Origin of the sequence: Kitasatospora gansuensis, assembly GCF_014203705.1 — a bacterium.
GTDB classification, from domain to species: Bacteria; Actinomycetota; Actinomycetes; order Streptomycetales; family Streptomycetaceae; genus Kitasatospora; species Kitasatospora gansuensis.
Genome location: NZ_JACHJR010000001.1, coordinates 1,587,291 through 1,613,209, shown reverse-complemented (window position 1 = coordinate 1,613,209; position 25,919 = coordinate 1,587,291). Strand labels below are relative to the sequence as shown.

The following is a 25,919-nucleotide window of genomic DNA, read 5'->3' as shown; positions in this document are numbered from 1 at the left end:
TGACCCCGCTGCTGCTCGACGAGGAGAGGCGCATGCGGCACGATTCGGCCGTGACCGGAGCACGGGACGAGGCAGCACGGAGCGAGGCAGTGCGGAGCGAGGCGGTGCAGGGCGAGGAGCTGATCCGCGCCCTGCACGACCAGCACGCCGCCGCGCTGCTCAGCTTCGTGCTCCGGCTGGTCGGCGGCGACCGGCACCAGGCCGAGGACGTGGTGCAGGAGACGCTGGTCCGGGCCTGGCGGAACATCCACCGCCTCGAACCGGCCGCCGCCTCGCTCCGCCCCTGGCTGGTGACCGTCGCCCGGCGGATCGTCATCGACGGCCACCGGAGCCGGCAGTCGCGCCCCCGCGAGGTGGGTGACGCCATGCTCGAAGTCATGCCCGCGGAGGACGAATTGGAGAAGGCGCTGCGCCTGATGACCATCTCCGACGCCCTGGACGCCCTCACCGAGCCGCACCGGCAGGTGATCGTCGAGACCTACCTCAAGGGACGTACGGTGAACGAGGCCGCCGCCGTGCTCGGCGTGCCCGCCGGTACCGTACGCTCCAGGGTCTTCTACGCGCTCCGCTCGCTCAAGATCGCACTCGAGGAACGAGGAGTGACATCGTGACGTCCCCGCAGGAGCAGCACCTCGACGTGGGTGCCTACGTCCTCGGGCTGCTCGAACCGGAGGAGATGGCGGAGTTCGCCGCACATCTGGCGGACTGCGCCCGGTGCACGGCCGAGGCCGAGGAGCTCTCCGGACTGGAACCACTGCTCGCGGAGTACGCGGACGCGGTCCGCCCCGCGGCGGACGCCGCTCCTGGCGGCGAGCTGCTGGAGCGGATGGTCGCCGAGGTGACCGCCGTCCGCCGCACCTCGCGGACCCGCCGGCTCTTTCTGGTCGCCGCCGCCGTCGCGGTGCTGATCGCCGGGCCGCTGGTCGGTGCGTCCCTCAGCGGGGACGGCGGATCCGGCACCCCGGTGGCCCACTCCACCAGCCCCGCCCAGGACTTGATCGACCACGGCACCCTCCGGACGGCCACCGACCGGACCACCGGAGCGGTCGCCACGGTCGCGCTGGAGGACAAGAAGTGGGGCACCCACGTCGCCCTCCGGCTGGGTGGCGTCAAGGGCCCGCTGTCCTGCTCGCTGATCGCCGTGACCCGGGACGGCCGGAGCCAGACCGTCACCAGCTGGGCCGTCCCGGAGGCCGGCTACGGTCTCCCCGCCCAGCAGGACGCCCTGGTCACCCACGGCGGCATCGGCTTCCCGGCCACCCAGATAGACCACTTCGAGGTCCGCACCACCGAGGGCGCCGAACTGGTGGCGATCCCGGTCTGACGCCGGTCCTCAGGACCGCTCCACCACCGGTGCCCGGTCCGCGTACGGGTTGCGCGGCGCCGGGACGGTGCGGACCTGGAGGACGTCCAGGTGCGGGACGGGCGAGCGGCTGTCGAGCTGGGCGAACCGCCACCGGCCGGTGACCTCGACCCAGCTGTCCAGGGCGGGGGCGTCCTGGCCGTGCACGGCCACCCGGAGCGGACGGGCGTCGGCGGCACAGCAGTTGACGGTCAGCCGGTTCAGGTGCCAGTCCGTCCCGGCGCCGCCCTTGGTGACGAAACCGGTGAGCACCACCTGCCGTCCCGTCAGGCTCGCGCTGTCGTGCAGGCTGCGTCCGATGAACTCGGACATCGACATCGGGGTGACCGGCCCGCTCGCCAACTCCCGGTAGTCGGCCCGCTCGACGGTGGCGGCGGCCCCGTCCCGGTTCGCGGTGTAGGAGCCCAGCGCGGGCGGTGCGAAGAACAGCAGCGCCAGCGCGGGCGCCCCGAGCAGCCAGGCGATCCGCGGCCCGGCCCCGTGGCCGTGCCCGTGTTCGTCCTCGTCGTGGTCGTGCTCCGCCGCGTGCGCCTCGACCCGGTACGTGCCGTGCTCGTCCCGCCGGTAGTGCCGGACCGGCTGGCGCAGCAGCGCGCGCAACTCCCGTACCAGCCCGGTCAGTCCGAGCCCGAGCAGGACCACCCCGGAGAGCACCACCAACGGGTGCAGGCTCTCCTTCACGTACCGCAGGTAGACCTCGCTCCCGACCGTGATCCGCAGCAGGGCCGCGCCGAGCAGCACCAGCAGCGCCGGATACGTCAGCTTCCTCACAGCAGCACAGCTCCGATCAGCACGCTGACCAGCACCGCGACCACGAAGGTGGTGCCGGCGAAGCGCACGGTGAAGGCGCGGCCGAACGCGCCGGACTGAAGGGCGATCAGCTTCAGGTCGACCATCGGGCCGACCACCATGAAGGCGAGCCGGGCGGTGGGGGAGAAGCCGGTGAGCGAGGCGGCGACGAAGGCGTCCGCCTCCGAGCAGACCGAGAGCAGTACGGCGAGCAGCGCCAGCAGCGGGACGGAGAGCCAGGGCGAGTCGGTGAACAGCGCCAACAGGCCGGGCGGGACAAGGACGTTGAAGGTCGCCGCCGCCATCGCGCCGACCACCAGGAAGCCGCCCGCGTGCAGGAAGTCGTGCTGCATGCCGCGCCGGAACTCCGCCCAGCGCGAGCCGCCGGTGTCATGTGCGTCGGGGCGCTTCGGCAGCCGCAGCCACTCCTCCTTGCCGAACCTGACCCAGAGCCAGCCCATGGTGATCGCGGTGATCAGCGAGGCGGCCAGCCGGGCGGCCACCATCCCGGGCTGTCCGGGGAAGGCGATCGCGGTGGAGACCAGCACCACCGGGTTGACGGCGGGGGCCGAGAGCAGGAAGGCGAGCGCGGCGGCCGGGGTGACCCCGCGTCGCATCAGGCTGCCCGCGACCGGCACCGAGGCGCACTCGCAGCCGGGCAGCACCACGCCCGCGACGCCGGCCACCGGCACGGCCAGCGCCGGGTTCTTCGGCAGCACCCGGGCGAACAGGCCGGGCGGGACGAAGGCGCCGATCGCGGCCGAGACCACCGTGCCGAGCACCAGGAAGGGCACGCCCTGCACCACGATCGAGACCAGCAACGTCCGCCAGGCGTGCACCACTTCGGCGTCCGACCAGCCGAACAGCCCGGTGCCGGCCAGCACCACCACCGCGCAGCCGAGGGCCGCGAGCGTGCCGCCGGACGGCCCGGTCTGTTCGGTCAGTGGCTCGGGGATGCGCTCCCTCGGTGCCGTTGCCTGTTTCGTCCCCATGCGTCAGGTCCGCCTCTGCTGCGCGAGCTGCTCGTGGCAGCACTCGGTGACCGGCCCGGTCGGTCCGGCCGGGCGGCGGAGCAAAGACTAGCGACGATAACCATATTCATCTACGCCTGGATGCCTGCCAGTTCTCCGGGCAGCCGGACGCCTGCCCGGGCCGGTCCGAGCGGGATCTCGAAGTGCACGGTGGCCACGCCGGGCCCGTGCTCGCCGGTCGTCCGGGCGTCGCAGACCTCGACCGCCAGGCTGCGCCAGAACGGCTCGGCGCCGGGGATGTCCACGTTGGTGTGCAGGTAGAGGTGCTGGTAGCCGCCCTCCCGGCCGGCGAACTCGGTCGCCAGCGCGACCATCCGCCGGGCCAGCCCGTGCCGCCGGTGGCCGTCCCGGACGTACACCCGGACGAGTTGCGCGGTCAGCCCGGACGGGTAGCGCTCGGCCAGCCACTTCGGGTGCGGCGGGTGGGCCGGGCCGCGCGAGTGCAGGGCGGTGCTGCCGACCACCTCGCCGCCGGGGCCGGTGGCCACGATCAGCGCGTGCCGGGGGTGGTCGAGGTAGGTCGCCTCCAGGGCGACCACGTCCTCGTGCCAGGCGGGGACGTAGCCGTAGCCGAACTCGCGGTAGAAGGTGTCGAGCATCAGGGCGCGGGCGCCGGGCAGGTCCGCCGGGCGGGTGTGGCGTACCTGGTAAGGCTGGTGACTGGTCATCAGATCGTCCTGGGTGACGTCGGCCGGTGGGCGGAATCACACTCTACATGGAAACGGTTTCCATGTAGACGTATTGAAAATGAAAACGCGTGTCGGCTAGGTTCTGCTTCTACACCGTCCTGCCGGGTGGAGCGAGAGGGAGATCCGTGGCGCATCTGTTGGTGATCGAAAGCTGGGTCGGGTCCATGAGCAGACTGCTGCCCAGGGCCATCGGGGAGGGCGGGCACCGGTTCACCTTCCTGACCCGGGATCTGCACCACTACCTCCGGGCAGCGCCGGCCGACACCAGCCACCCGCTGCTGGCGGCCGCCAACGTGCTGACCGCCGACACCAACGACCCCGAGACGCTGCTCCCGTACGTCGAGCGGCTGCACCGGGTGCTGGGCTTCGACGGGGTGGTCTCGTCCTGTGACTACTACCTGCCCACGGTGGCGCGGGTGGCGGAGCGGCTCGGGCTGCCCGGGCCCTCGGCGGAGGCCGTCACGGCGGCCTGCCGGAAGGACCTGACCCGGCAGCGGCTGGCCGAGGAGGGGGTGCCCGGGCCCTGGTACGCGCTCTGCCGGGACCGGGACGAAGCGGTCGCGGCGGCGGCCGGGATCGGCTACCCGCTGGTGGTCAAGCCGGTCGACCTGTGCGCCGGGATGCTGGTCCGCAAGGTCGCGAACGAGGCCGAACTGTACGCGGCGTACCGGGAGTTGGACGCGTTCCCGGTGAACGCCCGAGGCCAGCGACGGCAGCCCGTGGTGCTGCTGGAGGAACTGCTCGGCGGGCCCGAGGTGAGCGTCGAGACGGTCTCGTACGGCGGCCGGACCGAGGTGGTCGGGGTCACCAGCAAGAGCGTCGGAGGGGCGCCCGCGTTCATCGAGACCGGGCACATGTTCCCGGCCGCGCTCGACCCGGCGGACGCGGCGGCCGCCGCCGACACCGCCGTCCGGGCACTGGCCGCGCTCGGCCTTGACCAGCTGGTCGCGCACACCGAGATCAAGCTGACCCCGCGCGGCCCCCGGGTGGTCGAGGTCAACCCGCGACCGGCCGGGAACCGGATCACCGAGCTGGTCCGCCGGGTCACCGGGATCGACCTGGCGGCGGCGGCCGTGGACGTCGCGCTCGGCGCCACCCCGGACCTGACGGTCCGTCCGACCGGTGTGGCCAGCGCCGCGATCGCCTTCCTGCTGCCCGAGCGGGACGGCCTGCTGGCCGGGATCGACGGCGCGGAGCAGGTCGGCCAGGAGCCCGCGGTGGTCGAACTGACCCTGGCCGAGCCGGGCCGCCAGGTCCGCCGCGCGGTCAGCAACAACGAGTACCTCGGCCACCTGCTGGCCACCGACACCGAGGGCGCCGCCGCGCTCGACACCGCCGAGCGGCTGCTCGCCCGGCTGGTGCCCTGTTACGCGGAGGAGGCGGCGCGGGTATGACCACCACGACGACCGACGGGGTCGGCCGACTGGTCGAGCGGGTCAACTCCGGTGCGTACGGCCTCGATCCGGCGGAGGAGCGGATCGCGGTGGCCTTCACCACCAGCCAGGCCGTCCGCCACCGGGGCCGGTCCGGCGGGTACCGCAACGAGGTGCTCAGCCTGCGGCTCGGGGCCGCCGTGGGCTCCTGCGCGGTCGAGCCCGGCGCGCTGCCGGCCGGTGCGCTGGACGACTGCGTCGGCGCGAGCGTCGCCGAGCTGCTGGCGCACCCGCTGCCGCCGGTGCGGATCGCCGCGCTGGACGCCTTCCTGCTGCTGGCCCGTCCGCACACCCCCGCGCACGGCGCCCGCCCGGTGCCGATCCCGGCCGGGAGTTCGCTGGACCGCTCCCGGGCCCGGGCCCGCGCGGTGGTCGGGCTGGTCCCGGCCGAGGCCCGGCGGGTGCTGGTGGTCGGCGTGGTCAACTCGCTGTTGGAGCAGCTCCGCGAGCGCGGTACGGCGTACCTCCCGTGCGACCTCAAGGGCGGGCGGACGGAGTGGGGCGAGCCGGTCCGGACGGAGGCCGAACTCGACGACTGCGACGCCCTGTTGGTCTCCGGCATGACGCTCGGCAACGGCAGCTTCGAGACCTTCGCCGAGCACGCCAGGCAGACCGGCAAACCGCTGGTGATGTTCGCCCAGACCGGCAGCGCGGTGCTGCCTCGGCTGCTGGGGGACGGGGTCACGGCGGTCAGCGCCGAGCCCTACCCGTTCTTCTGGCTGGACGGCGGCCCCGGCACCATCCACCTGTACGGCGGTGCGCGATGATCACCGCCCTGCTGCGGCCCGTCGCCGCCAACCCCGAGCTGCTCTCGCTGCTCGGCCACACCCCGCTGGCCCGGATCAGCGCACCGCTGCCGCAGGCCCACCCCGGCTTCTGGGCCAAGCTGGAGTACCTCGGCGCCGGCGGCATGAAGGCCAGGTCGGCCGTCGCGATGCTGCGCGGCGCCCACGCCAGGGGTGAACTCCGCAGCGGCGCACCGGTGGTGGAGTCCACCTCGGGCACCCTGGGGATCGGTCTGGCGTTCGCCGGGCAGGCCCTCGGGCACCCGGTGGTGCTGGTCGGCGACACCGAACTGGAGCCCTCCATGCGGCAGTTGCTGCACTCGTACGGGGCCCGCCTGGAGCTGGTCGACCGGCCCGCCGAGCGCGGCGGCTGGCAGGCCGCCCGGCTGGAGCGGCTGCACGAGGTGCTCGACCGGCTGCCCGGCGCGTACTGGCCGGACCAGTACAACAACCCTGACAACGCGGCCGGTTACCTCTCGATGGCCCGTGAGCTGACGGACCGTCTGGAGCACCTGGACGTGCTGGTGTGCAGCGTCGGGACCGGCGGCCACAGTGCCGGACTGGTCGAGCCGCTGCGCCGCCGCTGGCCCCGACTGCAGGTGATCGGGGTCGACTCGGTCGGCTCGGCGATCTTCGGGCAGCCCGCCAGGCCCCGGCTGATGCGCGGCCTCGGCAGCAGCATCCACCCGCGCAACGTGGGTTACCGGCACTTCGACGAGGTGCACTGGGTCGGCCCGGCCGAGGCGGTGGACGCCTGCCGCCGGCTGGCCAGGGGCAGCTTCGTCAGCGGCGGCTGGAGCACCGGCGCGGTCGCCCTGGTCTCCGCCTGGGTTGCCAGGGTGCAGCCCGGCGCGGTGGTCGCCACCGTCTTCCCGGACGGCCCGCACCGCTACCTGGGCACGGTCTACGACGAGGACTGGTGCCGCGCCCACCACCTGCCCGCGCCGGTCTCCCGGCCGGTGGAGATCCCGCACCCGGGCGCCGTCGAGGTGGCCGGCTGGGCCCGCTGCCGCACCGTCATCGATCCCCTGAACCCCCCGATGGAGCCCCGACCGTGAAACTCGACCTGCGGGTGGTGGAGCTCCACCTCACCGAACCGCTGCGGATCTCCCGCTCCACCATGGCATCTCGCGACTCCGTCGAACTCGCCGTCCGGCACGGCGGGTTGAGCGGCTACGGCGAGGTGGTCGCCAGCTCCTACCTGGGCCTGCCCACCGAGCGGATCCTCCGGCACAGCCGGGCCCTCGACCTGGTCCGCTACCCCGACCCGGAGACCGCGCTGATCGAACTCCAGCGCCTGGAAGCCCCGTTCAAGGAGCTGCCGCCCGGCGTGCTGGCCGGCGTGGAGGCCGCGCTGCTCGACCTGGTCGGCAAGCGGGCGGGTGCCCCCGTGCACCAACTGCTGGGCCTGCTCGGCACCCCGGCCGCCGCCACCGCCAGGACCATCGCCATCATCGACCCGGTCCGGGCCGCCGCCCAGGCCGCCCGGCTGGCGGTCAGCGGATTCCGGGTGCTCAAGGTCAAGGCGGGCTCGGCCGACCCCGAGGACGACCTGGCCCGGGTCAGGGCCGTGCAGATAGGCGCCCCCGAGGCCGAGTTGCTGCTCGACCCGAATGGCGCCTGGACGGTGGCGCAGTCGCTGGCGCTGATACCGAAGTTCGCCGAACTCGGCGTGACCGCCGTCGAGCAGCCCACGGCTCCCGGCCACCCGGAGTGGCTGGCCGAGGTGGCCGAGCGCTCCGAACTGCCGGTGATCGCCGACGAGGACGCGGTCTCGCTGGAGGACGCGACCCGATTGGCCGGCCGGGTGCAGGGGATCAACATCAAGCTCGCCAAGTGCGGCGGCGTCTCGGCCGCGCTGCGGATCTGCGCCGCCCTGCACGGCAGCGGCACCGAGGTGATGCTCGGCTGCCTGACGGCCAGTTCGCTCGGCATCGCCCCCGCCGTGCACCTGGTCGACCGGGCCCGCTGGGTCGACCTGGACGGCCACCTGTTGCTCCGGCACGACCCCTGGCGCGGCATCGGCGGCACCGACGGTGTGGTCCGGGCCGCCGACCGGGCCGGGCTCGGGGTCCGACCCGTCGAGGTATCAGCGTGAGGACCCTGCGCGCCGTACGGAGCTTCCCGCTGCCCGTACGGCTCCTGCTGGTCAACCAACTGGGCGTCAACACCGGCTTCTACCTGCTGATCCCGTACCTGGCCACCCACCTCGGGCAGGACCTCGGCCTGTCGGCGGTGGCGGTCGGCCTGGTGCTCGGGGTGCGCAACCTCAGCCAGCAGGGCCTGTTCATCCTGGGCGGCTCGGCCGCCGACCGGCTGGGCGCCCGGGGGGTGATCATCGCGGGCTGTGCGCTGCGCACCCTCGGCTTCGGCCTGTTCGCGCTCGGCGACGGGCTGGCCGTCCTGCTGGCCGCCTCGGTGCTCAGCGGACTGGCCGGGGCGCTGTTCAACCCGGCCGTGCGCACCTACCTGGCGCACGAGTCGGGGGAGCGGAAGGCCGAGGCGTTCGCCCTGTTCAACGTCTTCGCCACCACGGGCGCGCTGCTCGGCCCGCTGCTCGGCACCGCCCTGCTGCTGGTCGACTTCCGTGCCGCCGCGCTCACCGCCGCCGGGATCTTCGCCCTGCTGACGGTGGCTCAGGCCTGCGTGCTGCCGCCCCGGCCGGTACCGCCACCGAGCACCGGCGTGCTCGGGGACTGGCGCGAAGTCCTCGGCGACCGCCGGTTCCTGGCCTTCGCGCTGGCCCTGGTCGGCCTGTACGCGCTGGAGAGCCAGCTCTACCTGCTGCTGGCGGACCAGGCGCGCCAGGTCACCGGCTGGGACGGCGCGGTCAGCCTGCTCTTCCTGACCAGCACGGTCGCCAACCTCACCCTGCAACTGCGAATAACCCGCTCGCTCCAGCAGCGTGGCACCCGGGGCCGGTGGATCGCCCTGGGGCTGCTGGTGGCCGGCCTCGGCTTCCTGCCGCCGCTGCTGGCAGGCGGGTTGGCGCCCCTGCTGCTCACCGTCCTGCTGCTGCACACCGGCGTGATGATCGCTCAGCCCTTCGTCCAGGAGCTGATACCCGCCTTCGGTCGGAGCAGCCTGACCGGCACCTACTACGGCGTCTTCTACCTGGTCTCCGGACTGGCCGCCGCGCTCGGCAACGCGGCAGTCGGCTGGGCGATGGACATCGCCGACTGGGCCCCCTGGCTGCTCTGCTGCGCCCTCGGCCTGACCTGCGCCCTCGCCGTCGCCCGCCAACGGGCCCGGCTGCCCGACCCGACCGTCCGACACCTGATCGGAGAGCCGATATGACCAGCGGCAACCTGCTGACCGACACACCCGAGCTGTACGAGCTCCGCTTCCCCGACCCCGACCACCTGGCCGCCCGCTGGGCCGACGCCATCCTGCGCCGGTACGGCGCCGGGCCGCGCGTCCTCGACCTCGGCTGCGGCACCGGCCGGGACGCCGGCTGGCTGCACCACAAGGCCGGGCGGTACGTGCTCGGCCTGGACAGCTCCCCGGCGATGGTCGAACACGCCCGCACCCGCCACCCCGGCCCCGACTACCACTGCGGCGACATGCGCGAACTCGACCTGGGGGAGCGCAGGTTCGACGCGGTGCTCTGCCTGGACAGCGCCCTGCTGTACTGCCACACCAACCAGGACCTCGACCGCCTGCTCGACCGTTGTCGCCAACACCTGGCCCCCGGCGGCCTGTTGGTGGCCGAGATGCGCAACGGCGCCTACTTCCTGGGCCGGACCGACCTGCTGGACACCGTCCGCACCGACACGGTCGAGCACCAGGGCGTCCGGCACACCTCCCGCACCAGGCTCTGGATCGACCACCCGGCCCAACTGCTGCGCCGCTCCCGGGAGTGGAGCAGCGACGACGGCAGCGCACCGGTCGAGCAGCGCTCCGCCTGGCGGCTGCTCTTCCCGCAGGAGCTGCGCCACCTGCTGGCGGCGCACGGCTTCGAGGTGCTCACCCTGCACGACCGCCCCGGGCCGCGCACCGAACCGGCCTGGACCGAGGACGCCGAACCCGCCGACACCGCCGACTCCGACCGGATCCACCTGGTCGCCCGGCTTGTCCACCCCACCACCGAAACGAGCAGACCGTGAAGCGCCGTACCGTCCTGATAGCCGCAGCCGCCCTGGGAGTCACCGGCTGCGCCACCACCGCCGAGACCCCGTCCGCCGACCGCGCGACCCCGAAGAGCGGCGGCCGGCTGCGCGCGATCTTCGCCGGGGGCGGCACCAACGAGACCCTCGACCCGCACCTGAGCAACCTGTTCGTGGACGCGGCCCGGGCCAAGGCGCTCTACGACAAGCTGGCCGACTCCGGCTCCGACCTGGCGGCCGTGCCCCGGCTGGCCACCGGCTGGGAGCCGAACGCCACTCTGGACGTCTGGACCGTCAGGCTGCGGCCCGCCAGTTTCCACGACGGCCGCCCGGTCACCGCCGAGGACGTGCTGTACAGCTACCGCCGGATCACCGACCCCAAGCGGGCCTTCCGGGCGAAGGCCTCGCTGGAGCCGATCGACCTCGCCGCCAGCCGCGCGGTCGACCCGGGCACCGTGGAGTTCAAGCTCAAGCGCCCGTATGCCGAATTCCCCAACGTGCTGGCCGCGTTCGGCGCGTACATCGTGCCGAAGGACACCGAGACCTTCACTGCCCCGGTCGGCTCGGGCCCGTTCCGCTTCGTCTCGTTCAAGCCCGGCAGCTCGCTGCTGGTCAAGCGCAACCCCGACTACTGGGAGGGCGCCCCGCACCTGGACGAGCTGGAGATCCTGATCGCCAACGAGGAGTCGGCCCGGGTCAGCGCGCTGCTCGGCGGACAGGCCGACTACGCGCACGAGTTGAACCCCGCCACCGCCCGGGCCAACGAGGGCCGGGGCAAGGTGGAGGTGATCCGGCTGCGGAACAGCGCCATGCAGGGCTTCGTGATGAAGACCGACAAGGCGCCGTTCGACGACAAGCGGGTCCGGCAGGCGTTCTTCCTGATCGCCGACCGCAAGGAGCTGATCGACGGCGCGCTCTCCGGCGCGGGCGAGGTCGGCAACGACCTGTTCGGCAAGGGCGCCCAGTACTACCCGAGCGAACTCCCGCAGCGCGCCCAGGACTTGGCGAAGGCCCGAGCGCTGCTCAAGGAGGCCGGCCAGGAGGGCTTGAAGGTCACCCTGGACACCTCACCGGTGGCCGCCGGCTTCGTCGAGGCGGCGGGCATCTTCAAGGAGCAGGCGGCCAAGGCTGGCGTCACGGTCGAGGTCAGGGTCGGCAACAAGGACACCTACTGGAAGGACATCCTGGACGGCGGCGTGTTCGCCTCCTACCGCTCTGGCGCCCTGCCGATCGAGTCACACCTCTCGCAGCGGCTGCTCTCCAACTCCACCACCAACGCCACGCACTGGAAGCACCCCGACTTCGACGAGCTCTACCTGCAGGCGCAGTCCACCCGCGACCCGGCCGCCCGGTCGGCGCTCTTCCAGCGGATGCAGCGCCGGCTGTACGACGAGGGCGGCTTCCTGATCTGGGGCTTCGCGGACTGGATCGTGGCCACCGCGCCCACGGTGCGCGGGGTCGCCAAGGACGCCCCGGCCAACACGCTGGACTGGGCCCGCTTCGACCGGACCTGGCTGGCATGATCCGGAGTTGGCTGGCCCGCCGACTGCTGCTCGGGGTGGCGCAGTCGGCGGCCGTGCTGGTGCTGATCTTCGTACTCACCGAGGCGCTGCCCGGCGACGCGGCCGTCGCCCTGGCGGGGGACAGCCCCGACCCCGAGCGGATCGCGCTGATCCGGCAGGCCATGCAGCTCGACCGCCCGCCCGCCGAACGCTTCCTCGGCTGGCTCGGCGAACTGCTGCACGGCGACCTCGGCCGCTCCCTGGTGACCGGACGGACCGTCAGCGGCTACCTGGCCGACGGCCTCGGCGTCACCCTGCTGCTGGCCGCGCTCACCCTCTCCCTGCTCGTCCCGCTCTCGCTCTGGCTCGGCATGCTGGCCGCCCGCCGGGAGGGCTCCGGGCTGGACCGGCTGATCAGCTCGACCACTCTCGCGGTGTACGCCGCACCGGAGTTCGCGCTCGGCGTGCTGCTCAGCACCGTGCTGGCGCTGCGGCTCGGCTGGCTGCCGCCGACCGCCGTCGGCGGGGTGGCGGTCGACCCGGCGGTGCTGGTGCTCCCGGTGCTGGTGCTGCTGGCCCGGCCGGTCTGCTCGATCAGCCGACTGGTCCGGGCCGGGATGCTCGAGGCCCTGGCCCGGCCGTACGTCGCCCAGGCCCGCCGCTACGGCGTGCCGGAGTGGCGGGTGCGCTGGCTGCACGCGCTGCCCAACGCGCTGGCCCCGGCGGCCCAGCAGCTGGCCAGGACGTGCGACTGGCTGCTCTGCGGGGTGGTCGTGGTGGAGGCGCTGTTCGTGCTGCCCGGTCTGGGCAGCGTGCTGCTGGACGCGGTGGCCGCCCGGGACGTACCGGTGGTGCAGGGCCTGGCCGTGGTCTTCGCGCTGCTGACCGTGCTGCTCAACCTGGGCGCCGACCTGGTGGCCCGCCGGTTCTCCCCACGGACGGAGCTGACCCGGTGACCCGGCGGCGGTACGTCCTCGGGGCGGTGCTGATCACGGTGCCGCTGCTGCTGGCCCTGTTCGGCCCGCTGTTCGCGGGGGAGGCCGGACCCCGGTCGGTGTCCTTCACCCAGGGCGGCGGGCACTGGCTGGGAACCGACTTCACCGGACGCGACGTCTGGCGCCAAGTCCTGCTCGGCGGGCGGTCGGTGGTGCTGGTGGCGCTGGCCGCCACCGCGCTCGCGTACGCCGTCGCCCTGCCGCTCGGGCTGGCCGCCGCGCTGACCCGGTTCGGCTGGCTGGAGGAACTGCTGCTGCGGCCGCTGGACGTGCTGCTCGCGGTGCCCTCGCTGATCCTGGTCCTGCTGGTGGCCGCCGCGCTGGAGCCGGGCCCGGTCGGCCTGACCGTGTTGGTGGCCTTCGTCGCGGTGCCGGATGCCGCCCGGGTGGTGCACGCCGCCGCCGTGGAGATCGCCGCCCGCCCGGCGGTCGAGGCGCTCCGGATGCACCGGGAGTCCTGGGCCGGGATCGCGCTCGGATACACCACCCGCGAGCTGCGCCGCACGCTGGCCGCCGACGCGGGCACCCGGCTGGTCGGCGCGCTCTATCTGGTGAGTACCGCCGCCTTCCTCGGCGTCGGGGTGGCCCCGGACGCGGCCGACTGGGCCGTGATGGTCGATCGCAACCGCCCAGGGCTCGACCTCCAGCCCTGGGCGGTGGTGATCCCTGCCGCGCTGATCGCCGGGCTCTCGACGGGAGCCAACCTGCTGTTCGACGCGGCGCTGCAACCGCGCCCGGGAAAGGGAGTTGAGCGATGACGGCAGCACTGGCCGAGGTGCGGGACCTGCGGGTCGAGGTCGGGGGACGGCTGCTGCTGGACGGCGTGCACCTGCGCGCCCACCCGGGCCGGGTGACCGCGCTGCTCGGCGCCTCCGGCAGCGGGAAGACCACCACCGGCCTGGCGCTGCTCAGCGAGTACCCCGCGGGCGCGAAGGTCTCCGGCCTGGTCCGGGCCCCGGCCGGAGCGGTCGGCTACGTGCCCCAGCACCCGGCCACCGTGCTCAACCCCGCCCGCCGGATCGGTGCCCTGCTGGGCGAGTTGGGGCCCAGGCGGGCGGTCGAGGACGCGCTCCGCCGGGCCCGGCTGGACGACCCCGCCGCCGTGCTGCGGCGCTTCCCGCACCAGCTCTCCGGCGGGCAGCAGCAGCGGGTGGTGATCGCCCAGGCCCTGCTGTTCGGCGCCCGGGTGCTGGTCGCCGACGAGCCGACCACCGGGCAGGACCCGGAGACCAAACGGCACCTGGTCGCCGAGCTGGCCGCACTGGTCCGGGACGGCCTCGCGCTGGTGCTGCTCAGCCACGACCTGGACGTGGTACGGGAGTTGGCCGACGAGGTGGTGATGCTGCGCGGCGGCCGTCCGGTCGAGCCGGGAGCCTGGGCGGAGGCCCCGACGGTCGGACCCCGCCGGTCCGCCGCACCGGCCGCACCGATCCTGGCGGCCCATCAGGTGACGGCCCGTCACCGAGGCGGTGCGGTGGCACTGGCCGGGGTCTCGCTCACCCTCGGCGCGGGCGAGTGCCTCGCCCTGACCGGCCGCTCGGGCAGTGGCAAGACCACCCTGGGCCGCTGTCTGGCCGGACTGCACGACACCTACCAGGGCACGGTGGCCCTGGATGGGCGTCCGTTGCCGCGCAGCCTGCGCTCGCGCAGCCGGGCCGACCTCGCGGCCGTCCAGTACGTCTTCCAGGACGCCAGGTCCGCCTTCGACGAGCGCCGCCCGGTGGTCGACCAGGTGGCCAGAGCGGCGGTCCGGCTCGCCGGTCTCGGTCCGGCGGCGGCCCGTCGCCAGGCCGCCCGCACCCTCGAAGGGCTCGGCGTCCCGGTCGGCGGCCGCCCGGCCGAACTCTCCGGTGGTGAGCTGCAACGCGCCGCGCTGGCCCGGGCCTTGGTGGTCGACCCGCGCGTGCTGGTCTGCGACGAGATCACCTCGGGCCTCGACGCGCTGAGCCGCCGCCTGATCCTGGACCACCTGGCCGGGTTGCGCGACCGGACGGGTCTCGCGCTGCTGCTGATCACCCACGACCGGTCGGCGGCCGACATCCTGGCCGACCGCACCCTGCACCTTCAGCCCAGTGGCTGCGTATCCGGCTCCCCGAGCGCGGCCAGGTAGCGCTCGCGCGGCAGCAACTCGGCACCCAGTGACCGGATGTGGGGGCTGTCCCACTGCACGTCCAGCAGTCGGCCGCCGACCGCCGCGAACCGGGCCGCCAGCCCGGCCAGCGCCGCCGTGCCGCTACCCGGGCGGTGGTGGAACATCGAGTCCAGGCTGAGCACCGGCCCGACCCGGATCCCGTACGCCCCGCCGACCAGCTCCTCGCCCTCCCAGACCTCCCCGCTGACCGCCTGCCCGTCCCGGTGCAACTCCCGCAGCGCGGCCGCCAACTCATCGGTCAGCCAACGGGGCTGGCGGTCGCGGCGGCACTCCTCCAGCACCCGGTCGAAGGCCCGCCCCACCGTGCAGGTCCAGCGCGGCCGCTCCCGCAGCCGGTCCACCGCCAGCACCGGCCGCGGGTCGGGCGACCACCAGGCCAGCGCGTACGGGTCGTCCCCGCCGACCAGCGGGGCCGGACTTTCCGCCCAGCGCGCCTCGTTGAAGCCGGCCAGCACCGGATCGGCCGCCGGGAAGGGGAAGAGCCCGGCCCGGTAGGCGCCGAGCAGGGTAGCGGCGTCCAGCGTCCCGCCGAACGCCACCGGACCATCGGCGGGCGCCTCGGTCAGGTCCAACTCCTCCCACCACAAGGGCCGTTCACCCGCCCACGGTCGGCGGGTCGAGATAGCCGGAGCCGATCAGGTGCCGCAGGTAGCGGTCCAGCAGCGGGCCGTCCACCGGCGGGAACTCCACCCCGCTCCCGGCCAGGTCCGCGACCACCCCGGAGCGGTCGAAGCGCGGGAAGGTCCGGCGGAAGTACATCTCGCTGACGGTCAGTTCGGGCCTGCCCGCGCAGCGGTCGACGAACAGCGGCAGGAACGGGGTGGCCGGGTGCTTGGGGTGCTCGGCGGCGTACCGGGCGAACCGGAGCACCCAGTCCTGGTAGGGCACCTCGGCCACCGGGTAGCCGAACGCCCGCAGCCGGGCGGCGAGTTCGCCGAGCAGCGGGTGCCGGGGATTGGTCAGGTGGTACGCCTGCCCGGTGGCCTCGACGTGGGTGGCCAGGTAGGTGAGCGCGCGGGCGAAGCTGTCCGCGGGCAGGAAGTCCAGCGGCAGGTCCACGTCGGGCGCGCACCCGGTGTCGGCGATCAGCCGGATCAGCGCGCACATCTCGGTGCTGCTGTTCATCGCGCCGGTGTGCCGGTCCCCGGTGACGTCGTTCAGCCGGTGCACGGTCACCGGGAGACCGGCCTGGGCGGCCTGCCGGAGCAGCTCCTCGGCGACCCACTTGGTCTCCGCGTACCCGACCGAGAGGTACCCGGGGTACCCGAGCGGGGTGCGTTCGGTGACCTGCCGGACCCCGGCCGCCCCGTACCCGGCGAGCACCGACATGCTGGACAGGTGGTGCAGCGGGACGGCCCGGGAGTGCCCGGCCAGCCGGACCAGCTCGCGGACGCCGCCGACGTTGACGGCGCTCAACTCCCGGTACGGGTAGATGAAGTTGACCCGGGCGCCACAGTGCAGGATCAGGTCGAGCCCGGCGGCCAGCTCGGCGAACCGCTGCTCGGTCAGGCCGAGCAGGGGCGCCCCGAGGTCACCGTGTTCCGGGACCACCCGCCCCGGTGCCACCCCGTCCAGCGGGTCCCGCAGCAGGTGCCGCAGTCCGGCCGCGCGCAGCCGGTCCAGCGCCTGCCCGGGGTCGGTGTCGCGGACCAGGCAGTGCACGGTGGCGTCGGTCTCCCGGAGCAGGGTGTCCAGCAAGTGCGAGCCGCAGTAGCCGGTGGCGCCGGTGAGCAGGATCGCGCCGGGACGGCGCCAGTTCGGTGGTGGGCCGCCGTTCGATCTGATCGGCACCCCGAGCTCGGCCTCGGCGGCGAAGTCGGGGGGCAGGTCGCCGGCGGTCAGCGTCCCGGCCCGGGCCGCCCGGGTGTTGCGGGCGAACGCGGCAAGCGTCGGTTCGGCCAGCAACGCCCGGGTGAGCACCCGGAGTTGACCGACCCCGATGCCGAACATGATCCGGGCCCGGGCCAGCATCTCGGTGGCCAGCAGCGAGTCGCCGCCGATCTTGAAGAAGTCGTCCCCCGGCTGCACCTGCTCCAGGTGCAGCATCCGGGCCCAGAGCTCGGCCACCCCGCTGCCGATCGAGTCGAGTTGCTCGCCGTTGCCGGTCGGCGGCGCCGGCGGGGGAGCGGTGGTCAGCAGCAGCCCCTTGCGGTCCACCTTGCCGTTGCGGTCCAGCGGCAGGGTGGCCACCTCGGTCAGCCTGGCCGGCACCATCCAGCGGGCCAGCCGCTCGCTGAGGAAGCTGTTGACCTCCTCGGCGGGGACAGGCCCGGCGGTGGTGTAGAACGCGGCCAGCGCCCCGTCCTCGGGCACCACGGCGGCCTGCTCCACCGCCGGGTGGTCGGCCAGGGCCGCCTCCACCTCGGCCGGATCGACCCGGTAGCCGCGGATCTTCAGCTGCCGGTCGAGCCGGCCCAGGTACTCCAGCTCGCCGTCCGCCCGCCACCGGCCGAGGTCGCCGGTCCGGCACATCCGGGAGCCGGGCTCGGCCGCGTACGGGTCGGGCCGGAACAGCTCGGCCGTCCGGCCCGGCTGCCGCCAGAAGCCGAGCGCCACGCCGGGGCCGCCGATGAAGATCTCCCCGGGCCGCCCGTCCTGGACCGGCCGGAGCTGCTCGTCCAGCAGGTGCACGGTGGCCCCGCCCACCGGCCGCCCGATCGGCGCCGGGGCCCCGACCGGGCCGGCCAGCAGCCCGGGGTTGAGCTCGCACAGGGTCGAGGTGATGGTGGTCTCGGTCAGTCCGTAGGCGTTCATCAGCCGGACCCCGGGCCGCTGCCGCAGCCAGCGACGGCAGTCCCCGGGCCGGACGGTGTCCCCGCCGACGATGACCAGCCGCAGGTCGCCCGGTGGCGCCGGGTCCCGCTCGGTGGCGTTCTGGAACTGGTGCCAGTACGCCGGGGTCAGGTCGGCCACGGTGACCCGGTGCGCGGCGAGCCGGTCGGCCAGCTCGGTCGGGGCGCACCCCCGCCGGTCGGCCAGCACCAGCGTGGCGCCGCCGATCAGCGGCGTGAAGACCTGTTCCAGCGAGGTGTCGAAGCCGAGCGCGGCCAGCTGGAGCACCCGGTCCGCGGGGCTCAGCCCGTACGCCGTGACCAGCGCGGTCAGCACGGTGGCGAAGGAGCGGTGACTGACCATCACGCCCTTGGGGTCGCCGGTGGAGCCGGAGGTGTAGATCAGGTACGCCGGGTCCTCGGGGCCCGGGGTGGGCAGCGGGCCGCCGGGGTCCTGGTCGTCGGCGTCGTCCTGATCGACCGCCATGGTGCGGTCGGTGAGCCAGCTGTGGGCCTGGTCGGTGAGCACCGGTGCCGCCCCGGCGTCGTCGATCAGCCGGTCCAGCCGGCGCCGCGGCAGCGCGGGGTCGAGCGGCAGGAAGGCGGCGCCGGCCCTGAGCACGGCGAGCAGCGCGACCACCATGCCGGGGCTGCGGTCGTGACAGACCGCCACGGTGTGCCGCGCTCCGACACCGCGGGCCCGCAGCCGGCGGGCCAACTGGTCCGCCTGCTTGTCCAACTCCCCGTAGTCGAGTGCGCCGTGTTCCGAAATCACCGCAGGGTGACCGGGAATCAGCCGGGCCCTGGCCCGCACCAACTCCGGTACGGAAATCGCCGGGGGGCCGGTGGAATGCGGCCGGATATCCGTCCACAGCGTGTCGACAACTGCTGCACAGTCAGCCAACAGCGCTGGTCGTCCCACCTGTTGCCAGCCCGGCGGCAGCTCGCGGTGACTCGGCCAGATCGAGTACTGGCCGCGCGAGTTCACCACCGTCACATGCAATTCACGGTCCGCCACCTGTGCTCTCCCGGTGTGCTCCAGACCCCCAGTGAACTGTTCTTCGAATATACGCCGTCAGGTATTCTGGTCAGGATTCCATTTCGGTTCCCTGCCCCAGAGGCTGCGATGACCAGATGGCGGTGGCCCTACCCGGCGTATGTCTTCCTCGGCTGGATGGTCCTGCTGACGGCGCTGTACTACACCCACCCCGATCAGCGGATCGTCTGGTGGACCGGGATCGGCCTGAGCGGCGTGGCCGCGATCGTGTACGGCACCTTCCGCAACCGGCCGACCCACCCGCTGCCGTGGTTCCTGCTGGCCGCCGCGAACCTCAGCTTCACCGCGGGCGAGGTCGCCGAGGTGGTGCAGACCGAGATCCTCAAGCGGGTCAACCCGTTCCCGTCCATCGCGGACGGCTTCTACCTGCTGACCTACCCGCTGTACGCCGCCGGGCTGTTGCTGTTCATCCGCCGCCGGAGCGCGGGCCGGGACCGGGGCAGCCTGCTGGACGCGCTGACCTTCACCTCAGGTCTGGCGCTGCTGGTCTGGATCTACATCGTGCTGCCGTCCGCGCAGAACTCCGAACTGACGTGGGTTCAGAAGGCGTTCTCGATCGCCTACCCGCTGGGCGACATCCTGGTGCTGGCCATGCTGGTACGGCTGTTGGTGCCGCCGGGCCCGCGCAGCTGGTCGCTGCGGCTGCTCACCGTGGGCACTCTGGGGATGCTGGTCTCGGACGTGATGTTCGGGCTGATCCAGCTGCACGGGATGTGGCGGATCGGCACCCCGGTGGACCTCGGCTGGGCCGCTTTCTACACCTCCTGGGGCATCGCCGCGCTGCACCCCTCGATGGTCACCATGACCCGCCCGGCCCCGCGCCGACGGCCCGAGGTGGCCCGGGGCCGGATCGGGCTGCTCGCCCTCGCCGCGCTGATCGCCCCGGCGATCCTGATGCTGGACGCCTTCGTCGGCGACACCAGCAACGTCGGGGTGGTGGCCGCCTTCTCCGCGCTGCTCTACCTGCTGGTGCTGGCCCGGCTGGCCGGGGTGGTGAGCACGCACCGGCAGACCGTGGCCCGCGAGCGGGTGCTCAGGGTGGCGGTCAGCTCACTGGCCGGCGCCACCCGGGTGGACGAGATCACCAGCGCGCTGCGGGCGGCCGGTGCCGCGCTGCCGCCGCCCGATCCGCGCCGCCGGGTGCTGCTCGGGCTGAGCGACCAGGGCGGCGGGGTCAGGTTCCAGCCGCCGTACGGCCGTCCGGGTGAATGGTCGGCCTTCCAGGTGCCGCGGGCCGTCCACCTGCTGGCCGCCACCGGGCGCAGCCACCAGTGCCGGGCGGTGGACCTGGGGGACGAGCTGGCGACGGCGCTGCACGGCGCGGGCCAGGCCGTGGTCTGCCCGCTGGCCCTGCGGGACCGGCCGGCCGGCGACCCGCTGATCGGGGTGCTGATCGTCGGCGGCGAGGAGGAGGAGCTGCTGGCCCTCACCGACACGCTCGGCTCGCTCGCCTCACAGGCGGCGCTGGCGCTGGAACGGATCACGCTCAGCGAGGAGGTCAACCGCCGCAACAGCGAGGCGTACTTCCGCAGCCTGGTGCAGAACGCCTCGGACGTCATCCTGATCCTGGACGAGGAGGACCGGGTCAGGTATGCCTCCAGCTCGGCCGACCGGGTGCTCGGCTACCCCGGCCTGGTGGGCACCCCGATCGCGGCGCTGGTGCCGCCCGAGGAGACCCTCGGCGTGGTGGGTGCGCTGGACCAGATGCGCAGACCCGGCACCCGGGAGCGGCGCGAGCACTGGCGGATGCTCCGGCACGACGAGGTGACGATCGAGGTCGAGGTCAGGCACAGCGACCTGCGGGCCGACCCGACGGTGGCCGGGCTGGTGCTGACCCTCCGGGACGTCACCGAACAGCGCCAGCTGGAGCGCGAGTTGAGCCACCGGGCGTTCCACGACTCGCTGACCGGGCTGGCCAACCGGGTGCTCTTCCACGACCGGGTCACCCAGGCTTTCCGGCGCGGCACCCGGGGCGGGCTCTCGGCCGGGGTGCTCCTGATCGACATCGACGACTTCAAGGTGGTCAACGACGCGATGGGCCACAGCGTCGGGGACGAACTGCTGGTGGCGGTCTCGCTGCGGCTGTCCACCATCGCGCGGGCCTCGGACACCGCGGCCCGGCTCGGCGGTGACGAGTTCGCGGTGCTGATCGAGGACGCCCGCAGCCCGGCGGACGCCGAGGGCTTCGCCGAGCACGTGATCCGGGCCTTCGACGAGCCGTTCCGGCTCAGCGTCGGCGCGGTCAACGTCTCGGTCAGCCTGGGCGTGGCGACCACCGACGACAGCGCCGACTCCACCGAGCTGCTCACCCACGCGGACCTCGCGCTGTACGCGGCCAAGGGCTCCGGCAAGCGGCAGTGGCGCCGGTTCCAGCCGGTCCTGCAGGAGGGCATGATCGAGCGCCACGAGCTCCAGGAGAGCCTGCACGGGGCTGTCGCGGACTCCGCCTTCCACCTGCTCTACCAGCCGATCGTGGAGATCGGCAGCGGCGGCCTGGAGGGCTTCGAGGCACTGGTGCGCTGGCCGCACGCCAAGCGCGGCCTGGTGCCGCCCGAGCAGTTCATCACGCTGGCCGAGGAGAGCGGGCAGATCGTCCCGCTCGGCGCCTGGGTGCTCGGCCGCGCCACCGCCGAGGCGGCCCGCTGGCAGCGGGCGGTCGGCGCCGGGCGGCCGCTGTACGTGAGCGTCAACGTCTCGGCCCGGCAGTTCCGCGACCCGGGCTTCGTCGAGGTGGTGCTGGACGCCCTGGACGTGTGCTCGATGCAGCCGGAGTCGCTGGTGCTGGAGCTGACCGAGAGCGTGCTGATGCAGCGTGACGACCGGGTCAGGTCCGACCTGCTGATGCTGAGTGAGCTGGGGGTCAGGCTGGCGATCGACGACTTCGGCACCGGGTACTCCTCGCTCAGCTACCTGCGGGAGTTCCCGATCACCATCCTGAAGATCGACAAGTCCTTCATCGACGGTCTGGAGCGGTCCCCGCAGCAGTACGCCCTGGTCGAGGGCATCACCCGGATCGCCGAGACGCTGGGCGTCCGGGTGATCGCGGAGGGGATCGAGACCTCCAGGCAGCGCGAGCTGCTGGGCGTGATGGGCTGCCCGCTCGGGCAGGGCTACCTGTTCGCCCGCCCGATGGACCCGGACAAGGCGGAGGCACTGATCCGCAGCGGCCGGGCGTACGCGGAGCTGCCCGGGCCGGCCTCCTGACGCCGGGGCCCGGACGGGCGTTCGGCTAGGATCGCGCCCATGCCAGCGGTCACCCGAGTCCCGAGCCACGGCCCCGGCCGTGCGGTGCTCGGCCGGTGGGCCGCGCTGCTCCTGCTGCTGGCCGTCGCCCTCTCGCACGGCCTCGGCGCCGAAGGCCCGTCCGGGCACCACGCGGTCGGCCTGGCGGCCACCGCGCAGGGGCACGAGACGGCGGGGCATGATCACGCCGAGCCGGGCCACGACGCGGCTGCGCCTTGCGCCGCGGGCCACCCGGACTCGGACCCGGAGGACGGGCACGGTACGCACTCCTGCCTGGCCGGGCAGCTCGGCGACGACGTCGCTCCGGCCGCCCCGGGGGCCGCGCTCGCGGTCGAACCGCCGACGCCGGGCAGCTCCCCGGCGGCGGGTCCCGGCGGTCGTCCGGTGCCCAGGCCGCCACCGGACGACACTCCCTCACCGGGCAGGCTGCGGATCTAGCGGGGCATCCCGTCCGGCCGGAAGGCCGGGCGGGCCACGCCCTGCTCCGCCATGCCCGCGTGCCGTTTCGCCGCCGTGGGCCAGGCTCCGCCACCCGCCCGAAGGCCGGTCCATGCCCAGCTCCGTCCCCACCCTGTCGCACCCCGTCAACCCGCCCGTACCGCAGCGCCGTTCGCACCGGGCCCGACCGAAGCAGCCCGCGCTGCTCAGCCGCTACCTCGGCTACGTCGGGTACTTCGTCGGGACCGGGCTGATCAGCGGCGCCGTCGTCCATCACCCGCTCGACCCGGCCCGGTACACCGTGATCGGCCTGGCCGGGGCCGCCCTCTTCCTGGTCGCGGCGATCGCCGCCGAGCTCGGGGGCCCCGGGCGTCCGTCGGCGGGCCGGCTGCTGCTGGTGCTCGGCAGTTCGCTCGCGCTCTCCTTCGGCATCGGGATGCTGAGCGGTGGCCTGCAGCACTTCGAGGACTTCCCCGCCCGGGCGGCGGTGCTGATCCCGGCCGGTCTGCTGCTCTCCTTCCTGGCCTACACCGTCAAGGAGGCGGACCGCCCGGCCCGGCGGATCCTCGGGCTGCCCGGTGTGGTGGTGCTGGTGGCGACGGTGCTCGCCTTCGGCGGGCTGCGCCAGCTCGCGGCCGGGATCGGGCAGCCCGCCGACGGGCACAGTCACAGCCACGGCGTGGAGGCCGACCCGCCCCCGGCGCCGGCCACGCCGTCCGGGCCGGTCACGCCTGCCGTCGTCGCGCCGCCCGTCGTGCCGTCGGCGGTCCCGTCGGCCGCTCCGTCGCCGAGCAGGACCGGCCACTTCGCCGACGGGCACCAGCATTGAGGAATACCCCCTGGGGGTATATGGTTCCGGTGTCCGAAGGGACGACGAGCACGGGGAGATCCGATGAACCACGAGCACGAGCACCACGAGCACGACCACCACGCCCAGCACCAGCACCACGCCCAGGGCGGCAGCTGGCGGAACGCCGCGCAGGCGACCCTGCACTGCCTCACCGGCTGCGCCATCGGCGAGATCCTCGGCCTGGTGATCGGGACCGCTCTCGGGCTGCACAACGGCGCGACCGTCGTGCTCTCCGTCCTGCTGGCCTTCGTCTTCGGCTACGCGCTCACCATGCGCGGCGTCCTGCGGGCGGGCCTGGACCTGCGTGGCGCGTTGAAGGTCGCGCTGGCGGCTGACACCGTGTCGATCGTGGTGATGGAGCTGGTGGACAACAGCGTCATGGTCGGGGTGCCAGGAGCGATGGACGCCGGGCTGGACAGCCTCTTGTTCTGGGGCTCGCTGGCCTTCTCGCTGGTGGTCGCCTTCGTGCTGACCGTCCCGGTGAACCGTTGGCTGATCTCCAAGGGCCGTGGCCACGCCGTGGTCCACGCCCACCACCACTGACCGACCCTCAGACAAAGGATCCGCCGCCATGCACCCCGAACGCCGCCGCCACCGAGCCCACCTGCGGGTGCTGCTCGTGCTGGCCACGCTGCTCGGGGTGCTGGCCATGCACGGCCTCGGCGCCGTCCCGGTGACCGCGACTGCGGCCGCGATGAGCGCCGAGCACCAGCACCACGACTCCGGCGACGGGGACAGTGACGGCGGGCACGACAGCCACGCGGGGCCGATGTGCCTCTCCGGCGCGGTGGCCGTCCCGTTCGCCCCGGCCCCGCCCGGCCCCGCCGCGCCGTACGGGTGCGGGGTGCCCGCGCCCGGCCCGGTCGGCGCGACCTCCGGCGAACCGGACGGCGGCCGGGCCCCGCCCAGTCTGGCCGAGCTGCAACTCCTGCGCAGATAGGGCGGGTCCGCTCCGGGACCGCTCAACTCACCTTCGTACGCAGGAGATCCACACCATGAACATCAAGCCGAACCGCCGTGTCCCGCTCGCCGCAGCCGCCCTGCTCGCGGGTGCCCTGCTGCTCACCGCCTGCGGCAGCGGCGGTGGCCACGACGCGCACAACGCCGCCCCGGCGGCGACCGCGGCCACGCCCGCCGTCAGCGGCAAGGCGTACAACGCCGCCGACGTGGCCTTCGCCCAGGGCATGATCCCGCACCACCGACAGGCCCTGGAGATGGCCGAGTTGGCCACCACCCGGGCCGCCTCGCCCGAGGTCAAGCAGCTCGCCGCGGCGATCCGGGCGGCCCAGGACCCGGAGATCGCCACCATGTCCGGCTGGCTGACCGGCTGGGGCGAGCAGGTCCCGCAGCCCGGCGCGGCCGGTGCGCACGCCGGTCACGGCGGGGTGGCGGGCATGATGACCGAGGCCGAGCTGGCCTCGCTGAAGGACGCCACCGGCGCGGCCTTCGACACCGCCTTCCTGAAGCTGATGGTGGCTCACCACACCGGGGCCGTCGAGATGGCCAAGGCCGAGCAGGGCAAGGGCGGTTACGCCCCGGCGAAGGAGCTGGCGGGCGCGGTGATCAGCGGTCAGAGCGCCGAGATCGAGCAGATGAACAAGCTGCTCCGCTGACCGGCGGCCCGCGCTGCGGTCACCCCAGGGGGTGGCCGCAGCGCAGGTTCCACCGGCCGGAGCGGCCGGTCAGTTCGGTGGCGGTGAGCGGCGGTACGTCGATCCGCCAGAACGCCTGGGCCGGTACGGCGAGCGCGTGCACCACGGCCGCCCGGATCAACTCCGTTTCGGCCACCGCCAGTACCGGTCCGTCCGGCAGCGCGGTCAGCCAGTCGGCCATCCGGGCGCAGAGCGCGGTCAGCGACTCCCCGCCGTGCGGCGCGGCGTCCGGGTCGGCGAGCCACTGCCCGACGGCCTCCGGTTCGGCGCCGGCCACCTCGTCCAGGGGTCGGCCCCGCCAGCGGCCCATCGACCAGCCGGCCGGTCCTGGCGCCCCGGTGGCGGTCAGGCCGAGCGCCTCGGCGGTCTCCCGGCAGCGCGCGGTGGGGGAGACCAGCACCGCCCCGTCGGCCCGTACGCTCCCGGCGGCCGCCTCGGCCCGGCTCCGCCCGACGGCGTCCAGCGGCTCGCCGTCCTCGAACCGGGCGCCGCGCAGCGCGGCCCCGATCGCCGGTGAGATGAACATCACCCGTACCGTCATCCAGCTCTCTCCCTCTGCTCAACTGCCGGTCACCGACACCGGATCGGCTGCCGCCCGGCGCACTCGGGCGGAGCGCACTCCGGTACGCACTCCCTTGGCTGCCTCCCCCGAATGGCGGTACGGTTCGCAGCGACATGACGACGGCAGGACGGAAGCCGGTGAGAACCCGGCACGGTCGCGCCACTGTATGCCGAGCAGGACCCCGCCCCAGGGCGGGAACTGCCGGTGAGTCAGACCCGAGGGCCGTCGTCCGAGCTCCAACGACTGGGACGCGCGTTCCCCAAGGAGGTCCTGCCATGGCTCAGGCCATCGTCTCCCCCGCCACCGAGGGCATCGAGGCCCTTCCCGTCCGGGCCCTGCTGCCCTGGGCGGTCTTCCTCGGCACCCTGATGCTGGTGCTGCTCTACTTCGTCGGTGCCGAACAGGGCGCCACCTCCGTCTTCTCCGGCGCCTCCGTGCACGAGTGGGTCCACGACGGCCGCCACCTGCTCGGCTTCCCCTGCCACTGACGGAGAACACGCA

General features: G+C 73.8%; 25 protein-coding genes. 19 read left to right on the top strand and 6 right to left on the bottom strand.

Features of this window, described 5'->3' with window-relative positions:
* Positions 1–32 precede the first annotated feature (32 nt).
* Both F4556_RS07345 and F4556_RS07340 read left to right on the top strand, forming a co-directional pair.
* On the top strand, positions 33–611 hold the full coding sequence (locus F4556_RS07345; protein ID WP_184912685.1) for a sigma-70 family RNA polymerase sigma factor: 579 nt from the start codon (positions 33–35) through the stop codon (positions 609–611).
* Positions 608–1,324, top strand: a complete 717-nt coding sequence (locus F4556_RS07340) for a zf-HC2 domain-containing protein (RefSeq protein ID WP_184912683.1) — start codon at positions 608–610, stop codon at positions 1,322–1,324. The genes F4556_RS07345 and F4556_RS07340 overlap by 4 nt, the downstream gene beginning before the upstream one ends.
* 9 nt (positions 1,325–1,333) lie before the next feature.
* Here F4556_RS07340 and F4556_RS07335 read toward each other — a convergent pair whose 3' ends face one another.
* The 3 genes from F4556_RS07335 to F4556_RS07325 form a co-directional block, all read right to left on the bottom strand.
* Positions 1,334–2,134, bottom strand: a complete 801-nt coding sequence (locus F4556_RS07335; protein WP_184912682.1) for a TIGR03943 family putative permease subunit — start codon at positions 2,132–2,134, stop codon at positions 1,334–1,336.
* Positions 2,131–3,144 (bottom strand): permease, encoded by a 1,014-nt coding sequence (locus tag F4556_RS07330; protein ID WP_184912681.1) that lies wholly within the window; start codon positions 3,142–3,144, stop codon positions 2,131–2,133. The genes F4556_RS07335 and F4556_RS07330 overlap by 4 nt, the downstream gene beginning before the upstream one ends.
* 110 nt (positions 3,145–3,254) lie before the next feature.
* Positions 3,255–3,851: a GNAT family N-acetyltransferase gene (locus F4556_RS07325; protein ID WP_184912680.1), complete on the bottom strand. Its 597-nt coding sequence runs from the start codon at positions 3,849–3,851 to the stop codon at positions 3,255–3,257.
* Between the two features lie 146 nt (positions 3,852–3,997).
* Between F4556_RS07325 and F4556_RS07320 the strand changes: the two genes are divergently transcribed.
* The 10 genes from F4556_RS07320 to F4556_RS07275 are packed head-to-tail and all read left to right on the top strand — an operon-like array spanning position 3,998 to position 14,803.
* Positions 3,998–5,266 (top strand): ATP-grasp domain-containing protein, encoded by a 1,269-nt coding sequence (locus F4556_RS07320; RefSeq protein WP_184912679.1) that lies wholly within the window; start codon positions 3,998–4,000, stop codon positions 5,264–5,266.
* On the top strand, positions 5,263–6,072 hold the full coding sequence (locus F4556_RS07315) for a Rossmann-like domain-containing protein (RefSeq protein ID WP_184912678.1): 810 nt from the start codon (positions 5,263–5,265) through the stop codon (positions 6,070–6,072). The genes F4556_RS07320 and F4556_RS07315 overlap by 4 nt, the downstream gene beginning before the upstream one ends.
* Positions 6,069–7,148 carry a PLP-dependent cysteine synthase family protein gene (locus F4556_RS07310; protein ID WP_184912677.1) on the top strand — a complete coding sequence of 360 codons (1,080 nt, stop codon included), beginning with the start codon at positions 6,069–6,071 and terminating at the stop codon, positions 7,146–7,148. The genes F4556_RS07315 and F4556_RS07310 overlap by 4 nt, the downstream gene beginning before the upstream one ends.
* On the top strand, positions 7,145–8,188 hold the full coding sequence (locus F4556_RS07305) for a mandelate racemase/muconate lactonizing enzyme family protein (RefSeq protein WP_184912676.1): 1,044 nt from the start codon (positions 7,145–7,147) through the stop codon (positions 8,186–8,188). The genes F4556_RS07310 and F4556_RS07305 overlap by 4 nt, the downstream gene beginning before the upstream one ends.
* Positions 8,185–9,387 (top strand): MFS transporter, encoded by a 1,203-nt coding sequence (locus tag F4556_RS07300; RefSeq protein ID WP_184912674.1) that lies wholly within the window; start codon positions 8,185–8,187, stop codon positions 9,385–9,387. The genes F4556_RS07305 and F4556_RS07300 overlap by 4 nt, the downstream gene beginning before the upstream one ends.
* Positions 9,384–10,196 carry a class I SAM-dependent methyltransferase gene (locus F4556_RS07295; protein ID WP_184912672.1) on the top strand — a complete coding sequence of 271 codons (813 nt, stop codon included), beginning with the start codon at positions 9,384–9,386 and terminating at the stop codon, positions 10,194–10,196. The genes F4556_RS07300 and F4556_RS07295 overlap by 4 nt, the downstream gene beginning before the upstream one ends.
* Positions 10,193–11,719 carry an ABC transporter substrate-binding protein gene (locus tag F4556_RS07290; protein ID WP_184912670.1) on the top strand — a complete coding sequence of 509 codons (1,527 nt, stop codon included), beginning with the start codon at positions 10,193–10,195 and terminating at the stop codon, positions 11,717–11,719. Before F4556_RS07295 ends, F4556_RS07290 begins: the two co-directional genes overlap by 4 nt.
* A complete protein-coding gene (locus F4556_RS07285) occupies positions 11,716–12,654 on the top strand; it encodes an ABC transporter permease (protein WP_184912668.1) in 939 nt (312 codons plus the stop codon). Before F4556_RS07290 ends, F4556_RS07285 begins: the two co-directional genes overlap by 4 nt.
* Positions 12,651–13,451, top strand: a complete 801-nt coding sequence (locus tag F4556_RS07280; RefSeq protein ID WP_184912666.1) for an ABC transporter permease subunit — start codon at positions 12,651–12,653, stop codon at positions 13,449–13,451. Before F4556_RS07285 ends, F4556_RS07280 begins: the two co-directional genes overlap by 4 nt.
* Positions 13,448–14,803, top strand: coding sequence for an ABC transporter ATP-binding protein (locus F4556_RS07275; protein ID WP_184912664.1), 1,356 nt, complete (start codon positions 13,448–13,450; stop codon positions 14,801–14,803). The genes F4556_RS07280 and F4556_RS07275 overlap by 4 nt, the downstream gene beginning before the upstream one ends.
* Here F4556_RS07275 and F4556_RS07270 read toward each other — a convergent pair.
* Both F4556_RS07270 and F4556_RS07265 read right to left on the bottom strand, forming a co-directional pair.
* Positions 14,758–15,417 (bottom strand): leucyl/phenylalanyl-tRNA--protein transferase, encoded by a 660-nt coding sequence (locus tag F4556_RS07270; protein ID WP_184912662.1) that lies wholly within the window; start codon positions 15,415–15,417, stop codon positions 14,758–14,760. The two genes, F4556_RS07275 and F4556_RS07270, sit on opposite strands and share 46 nt — an antisense overlap.
* 22 nt (positions 15,418–15,439) lie before the next feature.
* On the bottom strand, positions 15,440–18,604 hold the full coding sequence (locus F4556_RS07265) for an amino acid adenylation domain-containing protein (RefSeq protein ID WP_376775783.1): 3,165 nt from the start codon (positions 18,602–18,604) through the stop codon (positions 15,440–15,442).
* Between the two features lie 138 nt (positions 18,605–18,742).
* On the opposite strand from F4556_RS07265, the gene F4556_RS07260 reads away from it, so the two are divergent.
* From F4556_RS07260 to F4556_RS07235, 6 genes are all read left to right on the top strand, one after another.
* Positions 18,743–21,877 (top strand): EAL domain-containing protein, encoded by a 3,135-nt coding sequence (locus F4556_RS07260; protein ID WP_184912658.1) that lies wholly within the window; start codon positions 18,743–18,745, stop codon positions 21,875–21,877.
* Positions 21,878–21,916: 39 nt separating this feature from the next.
* Positions 21,917–22,354, top strand: coding sequence for a hypothetical protein (locus tag F4556_RS07255; RefSeq protein WP_184912657.1), 438 nt, complete (start codon positions 21,917–21,919; stop codon positions 22,352–22,354).
* 112 nt (positions 22,355–22,466) lie between these two features.
* Positions 22,467–23,183 (top strand): hypothetical protein, encoded by a 717-nt coding sequence (locus tag F4556_RS07250; protein WP_184912655.1) that lies wholly within the window; start codon positions 22,467–22,469, stop codon positions 23,181–23,183.
* A 63-nt stretch (positions 23,184–23,246) separates the two neighbouring features.
* On the top strand, positions 23,247–23,747 hold the full coding sequence (locus F4556_RS07245) for a DUF4396 domain-containing protein (protein ID WP_184912653.1): 501 nt from the start codon (positions 23,247–23,249) through the stop codon (positions 23,745–23,747).
* A gap of 28 nt (positions 23,748–23,775) precedes the next feature.
* The gene (locus F4556_RS07240; RefSeq protein WP_184912651.1) at positions 23,776–24,144 is read left to right on the top strand and encodes a DUF6153 family protein; all 369 of its coding nucleotides are present in this window, start codon (positions 23,776–23,778) and stop codon (positions 24,142–24,144) included.
* Positions 24,145–24,199: 55 nt separating this feature from the next.
* Positions 24,200–24,817 carry a DUF305 domain-containing protein gene (locus F4556_RS07235; RefSeq protein ID WP_184912649.1) on the top strand — a complete coding sequence of 206 codons (618 nt, stop codon included), beginning with the start codon at positions 24,200–24,202 and terminating at the stop codon, positions 24,815–24,817.
* A 19-nt stretch (positions 24,818–24,836) separates the two neighbouring features.
* On the opposite strand, the gene F4556_RS07230 is transcribed toward F4556_RS07235, so the two are convergent.
* A complete protein-coding gene (locus F4556_RS07230) occupies positions 24,837–25,397 on the bottom strand; it encodes a histidine phosphatase family protein (RefSeq protein ID WP_184912647.1) in 561 nt (186 codons plus the stop codon).
* Between the two features lie 296 nt (positions 25,398–25,693).
* Here F4556_RS07230 and F4556_RS07225 point away from each other — a divergent pair, with 296 nt between their 5' ends.
* Positions 25,694–25,906 (top strand): CbtB domain-containing protein, encoded by a 213-nt coding sequence (locus tag F4556_RS07225; RefSeq protein WP_184912645.1) that lies wholly within the window; start codon positions 25,694–25,696, stop codon positions 25,904–25,906.
* Positions 25,907–25,919: the final 13 nt, after the last annotated feature.